At 62.3% G+C, this 14,957-nt stretch carries 15 protein-coding genes and 1 pseudogene; 7 read left to right on the top strand and 9 right to left on the bottom strand.

What is annotated here, in order from left to right:
* Positions 1-260: 260 nt before the first annotated feature.
* Positions 261-2,027: a GNAT family N-acetyltransferase gene (locus ACX5I4_RS15145; protein WP_461837371.1), complete on the bottom strand. Its 1,767-nt coding sequence runs from the start codon at positions 2,025-2,027 to the stop codon at positions 261-263.
* 84 nt (positions 2,028-2,111) lie between these two features.
* Here ACX5I4_RS15145 and ACX5I4_RS15150 point away from each other — a divergent pair, with 84 nt between their 5' ends.
* Positions 2,112-2,891 carry an alpha/beta fold hydrolase gene (locus ACX5I4_RS15150; RefSeq protein WP_461837372.1) on the top strand — a complete coding sequence of 260 codons (780 nt, stop codon included), beginning with the start codon at positions 2,112-2,114 and terminating at the stop codon, positions 2,889-2,891.
* Between the two features lie 13 nt (positions 2,892-2,904).
* Here the strand turns inward: ACX5I4_RS15150 and ACX5I4_RS15155 are convergent, their stop codons facing one another.
* The 3 genes from ACX5I4_RS15155 to ACX5I4_RS15165 form a co-directional block, all read right to left on the bottom strand.
* Positions 2,905-3,417, bottom strand: a complete 513-nt coding sequence (locus ACX5I4_RS15155) for a hypothetical protein (RefSeq protein WP_461837373.1) — start codon at positions 3,415-3,417, stop codon at positions 2,905-2,907.
* Positions 3,418-3,528: 111 nt separating this feature from the next.
* On the bottom strand, positions 3,529-3,831 hold the full coding sequence (locus ACX5I4_RS15160) for a HigA family addiction module antitoxin (RefSeq protein WP_234748386.1): 303 nt from the start codon (positions 3,829-3,831) through the stop codon (positions 3,529-3,531).
* Positions 3,818-4,099 carry a type II toxin-antitoxin system RelE/ParE family toxin gene (locus tag ACX5I4_RS15165; protein ID WP_234748389.1) on the bottom strand — a complete coding sequence of 94 codons (282 nt, stop codon included), beginning with the start codon at positions 4,097-4,099 and terminating at the stop codon, positions 3,818-3,820. The genes ACX5I4_RS15160 and ACX5I4_RS15165 overlap by 14 nt, the downstream gene beginning before the upstream one ends.
* A gap of 343 nt (positions 4,100-4,442) precedes the next feature.
* Here ACX5I4_RS15165 and ACX5I4_RS15170 point away from each other — a divergent pair, with 343 nt between their 5' ends.
* Genes ACX5I4_RS15170 through ACX5I4_RS15180 form a run of 3 tightly spaced genes read left to right on the top strand, consistent with a single transcriptional unit; the run spans position 4,443 to position 6,481 of the window.
* A complete protein-coding gene (locus ACX5I4_RS15170; protein ID WP_461837374.1) occupies positions 4,443-5,135 on the top strand; it encodes a histidine phosphatase family protein in 693 nt (230 codons plus the stop codon).
* Positions 5,136-5,159: 24 nt separating this feature from the next.
* Positions 5,160-5,714, top strand: a complete 555-nt coding sequence (locus ACX5I4_RS15175; protein ID WP_461837375.1) for a DUF3090 domain-containing protein — start codon at positions 5,160-5,162, stop codon at positions 5,712-5,714.
* Positions 5,714-6,481 (top strand): SCO1664 family protein, encoded by a 768-nt coding sequence (locus ACX5I4_RS15180; RefSeq protein ID WP_461837376.1) that lies wholly within the window; start codon positions 5,714-5,716, stop codon positions 6,479-6,481. Before ACX5I4_RS15175 ends, ACX5I4_RS15180 begins: the two co-directional genes overlap by 1 nt.
* Here the strand turns inward: ACX5I4_RS15180 and ychF are convergent.
* A complete protein-coding gene (ychF, locus tag ACX5I4_RS15185) occupies positions 6,478-7,563 on the bottom strand; it encodes a redox-regulated ATPase YchF (protein WP_461837377.1) in 1,086 nt (361 codons plus the stop codon). The genes ACX5I4_RS15180 and ychF overlap by 4 nt on opposite strands.
* A gap of 122 nt (positions 7,564-7,685) precedes the next feature.
* On the opposite strand from ychF, the pseudogene ACX5I4_RS15190 reads away from it, so the two are divergent.
* A pseudogene (locus ACX5I4_RS15190) lies at positions 7,686-8,923 on the top strand (DNA recombination protein RmuC).
* 38 nt (positions 8,924-8,961) lie between these two features.
* Here the strand turns inward: ACX5I4_RS15190 and ACX5I4_RS15195 are convergent.
* Both ACX5I4_RS15195 and ACX5I4_RS15200 read right to left on the bottom strand, forming a co-directional pair.
* A complete protein-coding gene (locus ACX5I4_RS15195; RefSeq protein ID WP_461837378.1) occupies positions 8,962-10,047 on the bottom strand; it encodes a 4-hydroxy-3-methylbut-2-enyl diphosphate reductase in 1,086 nt (361 codons plus the stop codon).
* Positions 10,044-10,922 (bottom strand): hypothetical protein, encoded by an 879-nt coding sequence (locus ACX5I4_RS15200; protein WP_461837379.1) that lies wholly within the window; start codon positions 10,920-10,922, stop codon positions 10,044-10,046. The genes ACX5I4_RS15195 and ACX5I4_RS15200 overlap by 4 nt, the downstream gene beginning before the upstream one ends.
* A 266-nt stretch (positions 10,923-11,188) precedes the next feature.
* Between ACX5I4_RS15200 and xseA the strand changes: the two genes are divergently transcribed.
* Complete coding sequence (gene xseA / locus ACX5I4_RS15205; protein ID WP_461838749.1) at positions 11,189-12,502, top strand: exodeoxyribonuclease VII large subunit; 1,314 nt, start codon at positions 11,189-11,191, stop codon at positions 12,500-12,502.
* Between the two features lie 3 nt (positions 12,503-12,505).
* Positions 12,506-12,766 (top strand): exodeoxyribonuclease VII small subunit, encoded by a 261-nt coding sequence (locus ACX5I4_RS15210; RefSeq protein ID WP_461837380.1) that lies wholly within the window; start codon positions 12,506-12,508, stop codon positions 12,764-12,766.
* Positions 12,767-12,815: 49 nt separating this feature from the next.
* On the opposite strand, the gene ACX5I4_RS15215 is transcribed toward ACX5I4_RS15210, so the two are convergent.
* Positions 12,816-13,670, bottom strand: a complete 855-nt coding sequence (locus tag ACX5I4_RS15215; protein ID WP_461837381.1) for a polyphosphate kinase 2 family protein — start codon at positions 13,668-13,670, stop codon at positions 12,816-12,818.
* 51 nt (positions 13,671-13,721) lie between these two features.
* Positions 13,722-14,942: a pyridoxal phosphate-dependent aminotransferase gene (locus ACX5I4_RS15220; protein ID WP_059387460.1), complete on the bottom strand. Its 1,221-nt coding sequence runs from the start codon at positions 14,940-14,942 to the stop codon at positions 13,722-13,724.
* Between the last annotated feature and the right edge of the window lie 15 nt (positions 14,943-14,957).

Genomic DNA, 14,957 nt, shown 5'->3' on the forward strand with positions numbered 1-14,957 from the left:
CCGGCAGACTGCCACAACCCCCTCAGCAGGCTTGTGGCTGGTCTCACATGAGCAGTAGCCTAGCGCCCGGAGCGGGTGTTTGGGTCCAAAGTTTCCCGCCAGTAAAGTTTGTTATCGAGATGCAATCATTGAAGGACGTCCAAGTGGTTCCGTGATCCGGCCGACACGATAGAAGCCCCGGTTCAAGGCGAACCGGGGCTTCTATCAGTTAATTCTCCATCACTGAAAATGGCTGGGCACTACACCTTGAAGCGGAACTACTACAGGCGCCGTTTCAACCCGACGTGGGCAGTCCGATATCCGAGTCGAGTGTAGAAGGCTCGAGCCCGTTCCCGTGCTTCGTCGGTGGTCACCTGTGCCAGTTGTGCCCCGCGCGCACGCCCAAAATTGTGTGCCCACTCAAGCATCGCCGTGCCCAAGCCATGTGAACGTTCCGCGGCCGCAACTCGCAGTCCCTCGATCTGTAGTCGGGAAGAACCACCCCGGGAAAGACCTGGAATGACGGTCAATTGCATCGTGGCAACGATGCGATCGGCATCATTGCGGACAACCCCCAGGTAGTTGGAACTGTCGCGAACAACCAAGTTGTAGGCCGTCTCGTATCGTTCGAGCTCGACGCACTCGCGATCGGGACCGAACTGATCATCGGACAGCAGCGCGGCGATGGCCTCGACATCATCGCTACTCGCCCGTTCCAGCCTGAAGGTCCGCCCCGCCACCCGCAGCAGTCCTCGAACCGAGGATCGCGCATCTGCTTGCAAACGAGCGACCAGCAGATCAAGCCATCCGCCGACGTTGGCTCGAGCCTCAACGGTGTCAGGATAACGGCATCTCAAGTGCAGACCGGACTCGTCCAGGATGAACCAAAGCATGACGCTGTCGGTGTCGATTGTCGCGCTCACATAATGGGCGTCGAGTGCGACCGAGTCGATTCGCACCGGCAGTTTGCGCAGGTCCAGCCAGGAGATCGCGAACATACCAGGAGCTACGGGCATGCCGCCCCATGGAGCCAGCACGTCCGCGAGCGGCCACGAGCCAAGCTGGACAGCCTCTTTTACCGCGGCCGCCGCAGCGCGCGGCTCGGCGACCGCCGACTCAAGTACCGAATTAGTAATGAACCAGCCGACTGAGTCATGCCAGTTCTCGTCGAAGCGGCTGTGCACGGGAAAAACGGCTCGCAGCGGGGTGCCCGCCAACTCGAGGGTCACCGCTGTCATAGCAACAACAGCAAGTGCGAGCGTCGAGACACCGTCGCTGCGGGCCTGCGCAGCAAATGCGGCACCGTCGTCGAGATCGAACACGTCGCGAACTTCTACGCGCTCGCGCTGCGGATCGGGCGCACCCAGGGACAATGGGAATTGCGGCATTACGCCGCCGCTGTCCCCGATGATGTCCGCCCATCGGTGACACACGTGGTCCGGCGCCGCATTCCGATCTAGCAGTGCCTGCGTGTGCTCAACAAATGCCGGCGCCGGCCCGGGAAACGACTCACGGCCCGCCCTCCCAGCATCGAGCGCCGACAGCAGGTCGCGCGCGATCACCAGCATCGACCACATATCGACGTGGGCGTGGTCGGCCGCAATCACGACGGTGAGTCCGGCAGCCGTCTCCAATACGCACAGCCGGTGTGAGGGCTGTTGGTATGGCGAACATGCGGCATCGAGAATGTCCCGCACCGCGTCATTGACGGCCTGGCCAGGAGATACCTGATGCTCCACCCAGGTTCCCGGACCAATATCAATTTCGCGCAGCTCCGGATCACCATCCGCACCGGGCACGAATGCCGTTCGTAATGTGCCATGACGGGCGACGACAGCCAGCCAGGCATCGGCAATTGACTCACGACGGGTCGGCGTAGGCAGCCGAAAAGACAATGCCATCCAGGAGCCGGGGCGGTCGCCTGCCCCCACATGGAGCCGCTGGTCAAAGGACACCGGAAGACGCCGATCGGACGCTGAGACACTGACGTCGTAGCCCCAAAGTCGTCCGAACGGTAGGCGCAGGTGCGTGACGTTGGTCAGCCGCATGGCAGTATCCTATCGCCCCAGATAACCTGAATGCTCAACGCGGCCGCTCAAGGTGACGCGGCCAGTCACGAAGCGAGGAGCCTGATGCCCACTTTCGAGGTTCCCGGAGCCGAGCTTGCGGTTGCTTTGAGTGACGAAGGCGGGCACCCCGTTGTCCAGCTGCATGGCCTTACCTCAAGCCGCGGGCGCGATCGGGTGCTCAACCTCGACCTCGGTCGAGGGCTCAGTGGAACTCGACTGCTGCGGTACGACGCACGCGGCCATGGCCGGTCGACGGGGCGGAAGGTCCCCGAGGAATATCAATGGCAAAGCCTGGCCGACGACCTCCTGCGACTGCTCGATCACTGGTTCCCCGGCGAACGTGTCCACGGAGTCGGTCCCTCCATGGGTACCGGCACACTCTTGCACGCCGCTTCCCGCGAGCCAGGCCGCTTTACTGGGCTCACGCTTATGGTGCCGCCCACGGCGTGGGAAACCCGAGCCGCACAGGCTGCAAACTACCGGGCTGCCGCGGCGCTTATCGAATCTGTTGGTGTCGAGGCGTTCCTCGCCACCACCCGCGGAACGACACCGCCGCCAGCCACGATTGGTGCGCCGGAGACGGTGCCGGATGTTGCCGACGCTCTCCTGCCGTCGTTGTTTCGAGGCGCGGCACTCAGCGATCTGCCTGCTCCTGAGGCCGTCGCGCGAATCGATGTACCGACGACAATCTTGGCGTGGGTCGATGACCCGGGCCACCCGCTGTCAACCGCGGAATCCCTTGCGGCATTGCTCCCGCAAGCAACGCTCACGGTCGCCCGCACCCCAGGAGATGTCGAAACCTGGCCTAGTATCCTGAGCCAAGATGTCGCCCGTCGGGGTTAAGACAGGATGATCGTTACCCGATCAGGTAGACCATGCCGCGCCCCTCGTCGGCGAGATTGGTGGCGAAGACCCGAGCCCGTCGAAGATAGCCAACGGCATACTCGACGTCGAGGTCCCGATCGACACATGGCGAATCCGGCAACTGCAGCCTCACCTCCGCATCAGAGATATCGTCCAAGTCCTGAGCAATCGCCAAAACCTCGGACGGAGTCAAGGCCCTTACCCACGGATCCCAACCTTCGCCATGCATGGTCACGTTGCCTTCAAACATGCGAAAAGCGGGTCGCGCCGCCATGGCCGCCCCCAATGGTGCCGTGAGAACCTGCAGATGCCGCCATGCCTTGTCCAGATAGAGCATGTCGCGCTCAGATATCAATTGTTCGAAGGTGGTACCACTGATCCCGACACCAGGGTCAAGGCCCCAAGCATCAGCAAGCGGATCGACCGACACGAAGGTCATCGGGTCGGAAAGCACCTGTTCAGTGAGGTCACCGTCGAATGCATATGCGTAATATCTGATTCCCATTCACCAAGTATTGCCAAAGCGCAAGCTGCGCAGGACCGCTGAGTTGCGTTATGTGGATAACTCGCGAGATGAACTGTACCGGCATGTCGATGACCAGCCGCACCGATTTGTTCACGCGACCTTGAGAGGCGTGATGGCAGCGATCTGCCCAGCCGCACGATCTTCGGCAACGTCGAGATCGTAATGCGTCTGCAGGTTGAGCCAGAACTGAGCCGACGTTCCAAAATACTTGCCGAGACGTAGTGCCGTGTCGGCTGTGATCGCACGCTTGCCGTGCACTATCTCATTGATTCGGCGCGGCGGCACATGGATCGCCACGGCGAGCTTGTTCTGCGTGATGCCGAAACCCTCAATGAAATCCTCCATGAGAACTTCACCTGGGTGAATCGGCGCAAGATAGTCAATGGTAGTCAACGATCTCCACCTCCTCTGGTCCAGCGTCTGTCCACCTGAAGCAGATCCGCCACTGGTCGTTGATCCTGATGCTGTATTGACCGGCCCGGTCACCTTTCAATGCTTCGAGCCGGTTCCCCGGTGGAACGCGGAGATCCTCGATCGACTCCGCGGACCCCACCTGGCGAAGCTTGCGGAGGGCGGACCGAAGGATCCGTGAATCCATCGAAGCCACATGCTCACGACGCCACAGTCGTTCGGTGTCTTTGCTCCCGAACGACCTGATCATGACATCAGGATATAACGCACAGCGTTAATAACGCTAGACGTTAAATCGGAGCCCCACCACGTTCCGTCACAGGGAAGCGTCTCGGCACGACGTTGGGCTGCGCGCACGATCCGGAGGAGGAAAGCCGTTCGCTGTGGACCGTCCGAGCCCCCCGATTCCCCGCCGGCTGAATGCTGGGGCTCGGCCATCGACGAAGGACGGGGCACCTGACCAGGATGTAAACGCCGTGCTCGCCGTGGGCAGCAGGCGTCCGGCCGGCGAAGTCGCCCTGGTCTACCCCGTGCCGGATAGGACGGCGTAAATATCGGCTCCACCGCAGCGAGCGGGTGGTTAGGCTGGGTGAATGGCGACAGTTATTCTCGTGCGGCACGGCCGCACTACAGCCAATGCCACGGGGCTGCTGGCCGGGCGGGCGGTCGGCGTCAGCCTGGACCAAGTCGGGCGCGACCAGGCGGCTCTGACTGGAGACCGGCTCGCGGCGGTGCCCTTGGTCGCGGTGGTGTCGAGCCCGCTTGAGCGTTGTCAGCAGACCGCCCGTCTCATCCTCGATCGCCAGACTGGCACGCCTTACGCGCCGGTCGATCCCGATCTCACCGAGTGCGATTACGGCCAGTGGCAGGGCCGCACGCTCAGTGATCTCGCGACCGAGGATCTGTGGCCGGTTGTGCAGTCCCAACCGTCCGCCGTCGTCTTCCCCGGAGGTGAATCCATGGCCGCGATGCAGGCTCGCTCGGTGGCGGCGATTCGACGCCACGATGCAGCCTTCGAAGCCGAGCACGGGCCCGAAGCCGTGTGGGTTGCGGTGAGTCACGGTGACATCATCAAGTCAATCCTCGCCGACGCGCTCGGCATGCACCTCGACCTGTTCCAGCGTATTACCGTGGGACCCGGCTCCGTATCAATCGTGCGCTACGGCGGTAGTCGGCCGAGCGTCTACGCGACCAATACTGACGCGGGTGACCTGTCGTGGCTGTCAAACGGCATCCACTCTGGCGATGCGCCGGTGGGCGGCGGTGCAGGGCGGAAGGCGCCATGAACCTCATGTGCCTAGAATACTGACATGCCTACACGTGTTCACGAGTTTGCCTGGCCTGATCGGGTCGTCGTAGGCACCATTGGCCTTCCGGGGGCGCGCACGTTCTACCTGCAGGTGCGCGCAGGGACGCAGATCGTAAGTATTGCCTTGGAGAAGCAGCAGTCGGCTCTGCTCGCGGAGAAGATCGACGAAATTCTCGACCAGCTCATCACCGTGGAGGGCAACCCCTTCAGCGTTCCCACGAGTACTCCCATTGAACTTGTCGACAATGACCAGCTCGAGGCCGTTCAGGAGCAGTTTCGCACCGGCGTCATGAGCTTAGGCTGGGACCCAACCACGGCCCAGGTCGTACTAGAGGCCTACCCCATCGCCGACGTCGATGCTGATGACAACGACCCATCGCTTGATGAGGACGGCGCTAACGAGACCGAAATGCTGCTGGTGCGCATGCCGGTCGGCACCGCCCGCGCATTCGCCAAACGCACCCGTGAGATCGTGGGCGCCGGACGTCCGACGTGCCCGCTCTGCGGTTACCCGATAGACGCCGACGGGCACATCTGTCCCCTTCCCGAGGTCTGATGCCAGCGCCGGACCTAGTGACCTCCGAGCTGACGCTCACCGGTCGCATCACGACGGCTTCAAACGCTACGTTTCTGGGCAGCATCGGCGACGTGGTGGTCGTCTATAAGCCCATAGCAGGCGAAACTCCGCTGTGGGACTTTCCCCACGGCACCCTGGCCCACCGGGAGGTGGCCGCCTACCTGGTCTCGCAGGCCTTCGGCTGGGACATCGTGCCGCACACCTGGCTGCGCGATGGTCCAATGGGCGAAGGAATGGTGCAGCTCTGGCAGGATCAAGACCCCGCCCAAAACGCCGTGAACCTTGTCGCGACGGACCACGTGCCGGAGACGGGCTGGAAACCCGTTCTCGAGGGACGAGACGAGAACGGACGGATGGTCACCCTTGTTCACGAAGACTCACCAGCGCTCAGACGCATGGCGGTGTTCGACGCGGTCGTCAACAACGCCGACCGCAAAGGCGACCACATTCTTGCCATGACGGACGGACACCGGCACGGCGTGGACCATGGGCTCACCTTTCACCGTGACCACAAGCTGCGCACGGTGCTGTGGGGGTGGTTGGGAGACCCGCTGACCGCCGAGGAACTCGACGGCATCGATCGTGTTAGCGAAGGACTGCACGGTGGGCTGGGCCGAAACCTGGCGGACTTGCTCAGCGCCGAAGAAATCGCATCGCTCGCCGCTCGCTGCGCCCGGTTGCGCTTGGCAGGGCGGTTTCCGGCTCCGAGCGGTGAGATGTCGGCTGTGCCCTGGCCGCTGTTCTAGACGTTGAACCTAAACTCCACCACATCGCCGTCGGCCATGACGTATTCCTTGCCTTCAATACGGACCTTGCCACGGGACTTGGCCTCGGCCATGGATCCGGCGGCGATGAGGTCATCGAAGGAGACAACTTCGGCCTTGATGAATCCGCGCTGGAAATCCGTGTGGATGACCCCTGCTGCCTGGGGCGCGGTGTCGCCTCGGTGGATGGTCCAGGCACGGGCTTCCTTGGGACCGGCGGTGAGGTAGGTCTGCAGTCCGAGCGTGTGGAAACCTACGCGTGCCAGCTGGTCGAGGCCGGACTCGTCCTGGCCATTCATCTCGAGCATCTCGCGGGCTTCTTCCTCGTCGAGTTCGACGAGATCCGATTCCAGCTTGGCGTCAAGGAAAATGCTGTCCGCCGGTGCCACCATCGCGCGGAGTTCTTCCTGCTTTTCCGGACTGCCCAGGATTCCTTCGTCGGCGTTGAAGACGTAGATGAAGGGCTTGGCCGTGAGGAGGCTGAGCTCTTTGAGGTGCTCCATCTCGAGCTTGTCGCTCTTGACCGAGGAGAAGATCGTGTCGCCACGTTCCAGCACGGCCTGGGCAGCCAGGATAGCTGCGAGTTCCGCGGCTTCCCGCTTTTTGATCTTGACTTCTTTTTCGATCCGGGGAATGGCCTTTTCGATCGTCTGGAGATCGGCCAGGATCAGTTCGGTGTTGATCGTCTCAATGTCCGAGCGCGGATCAACTTTGCCGTCTACGTGGACAACGTCGGGGTCATCGAAGACGCGGATGACTTGGGCGATGGCTTCTGCTTCGCGGATGTTCGCCAGGAACTTGTTGCCCAGGCCTTCGCCTTCGGAGGCGCCCTTGACGATTCCTGCGATGTCAACGAACGAGACGACGGCTGGCAGGAGGCGCTGCGATCCGAAGACCTCCGCCAACTTCTGCAGGCGCGGGTCCGGGAGGTTGACGACGCCGACGTTTGGCTCGATGGTGGCGAACGGGTAGTTCGCGGCCAGCACCTGGTTGCGGGTCAGTGCGTTGAAAAGGGTTGATTTGCCGACGTTGGGCAGTCCGACGATGCCAATAGTAAGAGCCACGAGCATTGATTCTACCCGTTGAGTGCCCTTCTCCGCTTTGCGGGGCGAACCCTGGACCCCACGCCCGGGTGCCGTGACCCGGCTTCGCTATATTGTCCGACCCCTATGCCAAGGTTGGGGACATGGATGGTTTTGCAGTAATACTCGCTTTGTTCATGCTTCTTCTCGGAGCGGCCGCCGGGGTTGTGGCTGGCTTCCTTCTGTTTAGGCGCCGCGCTGCCGCCCTTGAAGAAGATTTCGACGCTGTCTCGGAGCGGCTTGCCGCGGTGAACGCCCAGTTTGCGGCCGCCGACGCCGAACGGCGCCTTCTGTTGTCGCAGAACCGCGAACTGAACGAGTCCAGGAACCAGGACGGCAGTGTGTTGCGTGCGCTTGCCCCCGTTGCCGAGAAACTGACCGCCGTCCAGCAACAGGTCTCTCTCCTGGAAAGGGACCGTTTGGAGCAGTACGGCCAGCTTGCCCAGCAGCTCCAGGAAGCCCGATTGTCCGATGAGCAGCTGCTGCGCTCCACCCACGCCCTGGCCTCGGCCCTTCGGTCCAACAGTGCGAGGGGCCAGTGGGGTGAAGTCCAGCTGCGCCGGGTGGTGGAAGCCGCGGGCATGCTGCGCCACGTCGATTTTCACGAGCAGGTGCATTCCGCTTCCGTGGACAACGCCGTCCGGCCTGACCTGGTTGTGCAGTTGCCCGGGGGAAGCAGTTGGTGGTCGACGCCAAGGTTCCGCTGGCGTCCTACCTCGCTGCCCAAGAACAGGGCAACGCGGGACACTCGGCAGGCAAGAGGACGCAGACGGACGGCAATGGCATGCAGTGGGGAGGAAATAGCACGGACGCCTTGCTCCTGGCTCATGCGAAGGCCCTCAAGTCCCACGTGGATGCCCTGGGGTCCAAAAAGTACTGGGACATCCCCGGCAACTCGCCTGAGCTCGTGATCTGTTTCCTGCCGGCAGAGTCGATCCTCGCCGCCGCCCTCGAAGCGGACCCGGCGCTTTTGGACCATGCCCTCTCCCGGAACGTGGTCCTGGCATCCCCCGGGACCTTGCTGGCCGTACTCAAATCCGTTGCGTTCACCTGGCGCCAGGACGTTTTGACGGACAACGCCCGGGAACTCTTCGAGCTCGCCCGCCAGCTGTACGAACGCATGGGCACTCTTGGTGACAACGTAGGCAAGCTGGGCTCGTCGCTGAAGACCTCCGTGGATCGCTACAACGCACTCGTCGGAACACTGGAGGCTCGCGTACTGCCTACGGCACGGAAACTCAATGCCATGGACGCCGACGGCTTGGTGTCACCGCCGGCAGTGGAAGCAGTGCCACGGACATTGGCCGCGCCCGAACTGATCGAAGGAGAATCCGCGGCCTAGGACCCGCCTGAGACTGTCCGGGGACCGCCGGGTACCGCCTACGACGTCGGGCGGTTTCCGCGTCCGCCCAAGGCGCGAGTAACGTCTCCGGCCTCTTTGAGGGTGGCGCGCAGTTCTTTCGGCAGGGAGAACAGCAAGTCTTCCTCCGCTGTCACCACTTCTTCAACAGCGCCGTAGCCATAGTCGGCAAGCAAGCGGAGAACGTCCTGGACCAGGACTTCGGGAACGGAAGCGCCGGAGGTCACTCCAACCGTTGCGACGCCCTCGAACCAGCTTTCGTCAACCTCGTTCGCGAAATCGACCCGGTAGGAGGCCTTGGCACCATACTCAAGCGCCACTTCGACAAGCCGCACCGAGTTGGAGGAATTCGCGGATCCCACCACGATCACCAGGTCTGCCTGCGGAGCAATCTTCTTGATGGCCACTTGGCGGTTGGTAGTGGCGTAGCAAATGTCGTCACTGGGCGGATCCTGCAGCGTGGGGAACCGTTCCTTGAGCATCCGGACCGTCTCCATGGTCTCGTCCACGCTCAGGGTGGTCTGTGAAAGCCAGATGGTCTTCTCCGGATTGCGCACGGTCACCTTGTCCACTTCGTGCGGTCCGTTGATGATCTGGATGTGGTCCGGAGCTTCGCCGGCCGTACCTTCCACTTCCTCGTGACCATCATGGCCGATGAGGAGAATGTCGTAGTCTTCCTTGGCGAAGCGGACGGCTTCGCGGTGCACCTTCGTGACAAGGGGGCACGTGGCATCGATGGTGCGCAGCCCGCGGTCTTCGGCCGACTGAACTACGGCCGGGGACACCCCATGGGCCGAGAAAATCACTAGTGCGCCTTCGGGTACCTCATCCGTCTCGTCGACGAAGATGGCGCCCTTCTCCTCCAAGGACGTGACGACGTGCACGTTGTGCACGATCTGCTTGCGCACGTATACAGGCGGGCCATAATGTTCCAGCGCCTTCTCCACTGCGATGACTGCGCGGTCAACTCCTGCGCAGTATCCGCGAGGAGCCGCGAGCAGGACTCGTTTGGGGCCGGATACCGGGGCGGCGGCCAGCACCTCTTCCGGCGTCCGACGCCTACGCGGGACAGTGGGCATCGGAATGGAAACTGCTGAGCTGGTCATCCCTCCATGCTACCGGCAGCGTTCGCCCGCACGCTCGGCCTGGCTTTGCGTGAGAAGATCACACCGAGCAGGCCGAGAAGCGCAAGTACTCCCGCGGCAATCCAAGCGATCGTGATCCAGCCGGTGAAATTGTCGACCGACGCCGCCACCAACTGCCGCGCGAAAAGGCCGCCTGTGGCGGTTCCGCCCAAGCCCGCATCGCCTGCGCCCTTCAGCACGGTCGTAGCCACTTGCCACAGTGCTGCAAGTGCGGCCAAGCCCAGTCCGCCGAACAAGACGACCGCTCCCCTGCGCCTCGCGGCCAGCAGCGCCAAAGCCAACAACAGGATGGCGCCCAGGGTTGGGATCCACCACATCGGCGCATAGGCGGCGATTGTGTCTACCTGCTGGCGCTGGGCCGGACCTCCGATGCTGATCTGGATGGAATCCGGGGGCGTTATGGGAAGGCCGGTTGTCGCATGCAGGCGGTCCGCAGCGAGCTTGGCAAGGGGTCCGACGTCGAGCACCAGGGACGTCAGCGCACCCGGGTTCGAAGAGCCGGCACCGCCGGAAAAATTCAGCTGGTGACTCCGGCGCACGGTTTCATTCCAGGCTTGGGGGTATTCCGGCCACGTGGACATCGACGAGGCTGCGTCCTTAAGGAGCGAGGCACCAAGTTGTTCCACCGACGCCGGTAGATTGACTCTGGATTCAAGGCTTCCGACGGCGGTGGCCGCCAGGCGGGCCTGGAACGCCTGGTCCTTCCCGAGCGAAGCAGTGAGCCCAACGAACCCCTCTTCCCGGACGATGTTGGCGTCCGTCCACGCCATCGGGACGGCGATTCCTGTGAGCAGAAGGGCAAAGATCACTGCGGTTGCAGAGACGAACGTGCGCAATGGATTCCTCAAGTTCGGAGTGCAGCAGTTCCAATCGGTGCGACGACCAGTAAATGTCGGCCATGCGTGCTACAAGGTATGGATAGAGTTGGAAGCCTGCCGCCAACTTTTCGGTAGCAAACTTTTCAGTGGCGCTGACAGCAGCAGTGCTGCCGGCAGCCCTTAGCAAAGTACCAGCGAGGACGGAACCATGCACCAGCCACCAGCAGGAGGCTACCCGCGTGTCCTATGATGCCGTACCCGGCGGCACGCCGCAGCCGTTGCCAATTGCCGAGTCTCCCGACGCAGAGTCAACCCTGCCCGCCACGGCGTCGGAGACCACCCCGGACAATCCTTGGCCGCTACAACTGCTGTCGCGCAAGCTCAAGACGCACATAGAGCGCGCCCCGGCGGCGTGGATCGAAGGCCAAGTCATCGAACTCAACCGTCGTGGTGGCAGCGCTTTCGTGACTTTGCGGGACACTGACGCTGAAATCTCCTTGCCCGCATCGCTGTGGTCCAACGTCCTGGACCGCCAGAAGGTGCCCTTGGAGCGCGGCTCACGCGTCGTCGCCTTAGTGAAACCAGAATTCTGGCTTAAGACCGGCCGGCTCAACATGTCGATCAAGGACATCCGCCCTGTTGGCCTCGGTGATCTCCTTGCGAGGATCGAGCGCCTGCGCCAGGCCCTTGGCGCCGAAGGGTTGTTTTCAGAGTCGCGGAAGAAACGGCTGCCTCTGCTCCCCCACCGGATCGGGCTGATTACCGGCCGCGATTCGGATGCCAAGAAAGACGTACTGCGCAACGCGGCGCTTCGCTGGCCAGCCGTGGAATTCGCCATCCGCGAGGTCGCTGTCCAAGGAGTCACCGCGGTCACTCAGATCTTGGCTGCCCTCAGGGAACTCGACGCCGATCCCCACGTGGATGTGATCGTGATCGCCCGAGGCGGCGGAGCGTTGGAGGATTTGCTTCCCTTCAGCAACGAGGAACTGGTCCGGGCAGTATCTGCCGCGGCTACTCCCGTGGTGAGCGCAATTGGCCATGAGGCCGACCACCCGATCCTGGACGACGTCGCGGATTTGCGGGCGTCCACGCCTACTGACGCCGCAAAGAGGATTGTGCCGGACGTCGCCGAGGAAATGGCGACGGTCCGGCAGGCCCGCGAGCAACTGCACCGTAGCGTGGGCCGCCTCGTGGACCGCGAAACGGATCGACTCCACGCGTTGAGATCACGCCCCGTGCTTGCTTCCCCTGAGGGAATGGTCACAGCCAGGGCAGAGGACGTTGAGCGACTCCGGAAACACGCGCACACGGCTGTGAGCTCCGCCGTCGTCCGCGCACTTGACCAGGTGCACCACCTCCGAGCTCAGATAAGGGCATTGTCCCCGCAAAAAACGCTGGACCGCGGCTACGCGGTGGTCCAAGTGGCGGGAGCGGACGGCGTCGCCCACGATGTTGTCCGGAGCCCGGACCAAGCCCCGGACGGCACCGAGCTGACCCTGCGGTTGGCGGAAGGCCGCCTTTCTGCCGTGTCTTCCGGAGCAGCCATGTCTTCCAGCGCTTCCCGACACCCAAGCAAGCAACAGCAGAATGAGGACTAGAAGATGACAGCAGAGAACTCCTCCCCCGAGGCCAAAGCCGCGGCTGAGAACCTGGATGCCCTCAGTTACGAGGAAGCCCGCGAGCAGCTCATGGGCGTGGTTGGCCGCCTTGAAGCCGGCGGAGCGAGCCTTGAGGAATCACTCGCGCTGTGGGAACGCGGCGAGGCGCTGGCCAAGCGTTGTGAAGAGTGGCTGGAAGGTGCCCGCAGGAGGCTGGCCGCCGCCCGAAACAACGGCGAAGATGACTCGACGTCCGCGCGCTGAGCATCACGCGCTGACGCAAACTGGCTAAGACGCACGTGCCACCGGCCCGTTAGGATTGGACAGCCAGCGCCCGTTCTGCCGACACATCAAAGTCGGCTTTCGGCCAGCTCAGATCCAGCTTCCCGAGGGCCTCCAGGAGAAGCTCTTGGACCGCGATCCTCGCGAACCATTTCTTGTTCGCGGGAACCACATACCATGGCGCTACCTCGGTTGACGTTCTTTCGAAGACGAGCTGATAGGCCTCCATGTAGGAGTCCCAATAGGCGCGTTCTTTGAGATCGCCCGTGCTGTACTTCCAATGCTTGGAAGGGTCATCCAGTCGTGCCAGCAGGCGCGCTTTCTGTTCATCGCGGCTGATGTTCAGCATGACCTTGACGATCACCGTGCCTTGCTCGACAAGCCGTGCCTCGAACTCGTTGATTGCGGCGTAGCGCCGTTCCAGTTCGGCCTCGTTCGCCCAACCGTGCACGCGGTGTATCAGCACGTCCTCGTAGTGGGAGCGGTCAAAAACCCCGACGAATCCGGCGGCAGGCAAGGCCTTCTCGATCCGCCAGAGGAAATCGTGGGCTTTTTCTTCGTCAGTGGGCGCCTTGAACGGGGCAACCTTGACTCCCTGCGGATCCATCGACCCCACGACGTGCTCAACAATCCCGCCCTTGCCGGCAGTATCCATGGCTTGGAGGATCAACAGCACCCGCTTGGAGCTGCCAAACTTCCCCTCGGCAAAGAGCATCTCCTGCAGGACGTCCAAACGACCGTCCTGGGCTGCCAGCAAAGAAACTCCATCGGACTTCTTCCCTTTGTACCCGGGCGTCGATTCCGGGTCTACTGCATCCAGCAAGAATCCCGGGCCGGCCCTTAAGACCGTGGATACCTGCTTCGCGAACTCCTTGGTCCCGGCCATTCGACTTCCCCTTTGATCTGCCCCGCGTTGGTGGCGGCGTTGCACAACAGGCTAGTTGCCTTGGTACCGCCCGAGGAAGTCCGCCATGCGGCCGATCGCTTCCTCAATGTCCTTGACGTTTGGCAGGGTCACCATCCGGAAGTGATCAGGACGCACCCAGTTGAAAGCCCGGCCGTGCGAGACAAGGATTTTTTGTTCCTTGAGCAGGTCGAGGACGAATTTCTCGTCGTCGCGGATGTGATAGACCTCGGGATCAAGCTTCGGAAACAGGTAGAGGGCTCCTCTGGCCTGCTGCGTGCTGACTCCAGGGATCGCGTTGAGCAGATCGTAGGCTTTGTTCCGTTGTTCGAGGAGCCTGCCGCCTGGCAGGATGAGATCGTTGATGCTCTGGTGGCCACCCAGGGCGGTCTGGATGGCATGCTGTGCCGGCACGTTGGCGCACAAACGCATGTTGGCCAGCAGGTTGATGCCCTCGAGGTAGTCTGCGGCATCCTTCTTGGGACCGGAGATGGCCATCCAACCCGCACGGTAGCCACACACCCGGTACGCCTTGGACAGTCCGCTGAACGTCAGGCAGAGGACGTCGTCGCCGGTGAGCCCGGCAAGATTCACGTGGACCGCATCTTCGTAGAGGATCTTCTCGTAGATCTCGTCGGCGAACACCACCAGGCCATGCTTTTCAGCGAGGGCAACGATCTTCTTGAGGGTCTCCTCCGGATACACGGCACCCGTGGGGTTATTGGGGTTGATGACCACGATGCCCTTGGTTTGAGGCGTGATCTTGGATTCCATGTCCTCAAGGTCCGGCTGCCAGCCCGATTCTTCGTCGCACAGATAGTGGACAGGACGGCCGCCCGCCAGTGCCACTGAGGCGGTCCAGAGCGGGTAGTCGGGAGTGGGGATGAGTATCTCGTCTCCCACCTCCAGCAAAGCCATGAGCGACATGGTGATGAGCTCGCTGACGCCATTGCCAAGATAAATGTCGTCAACGTGGATGTTTTGGATACCGCGGGTCTGGTAGTACTGCGAGACAGCTGTGCGTGCCGAGAAAATACCGCGGGAATCGCTGTATCCCTGGGCGTGGGGCAGGTGGCGGATCATGTCCACCAAAATCGCGTCCGGCGCTTCAAATCCGAACGGTGCCGGGTTTCCGATGTTCAGTTTGAGGATGCGGTGACCCTCTGCCTCCATCTGCTGGGCGGCCTGAAGAATCGGTCCACGGATGTCGTAAAGGACATTATGAAGCTTGGTGGACTGCTTGAATTCTGCCATCCATCAAATATGCCA

Source organism: Arthrobacter sp. MMS24-S77, from assembly GCF_054888235.1.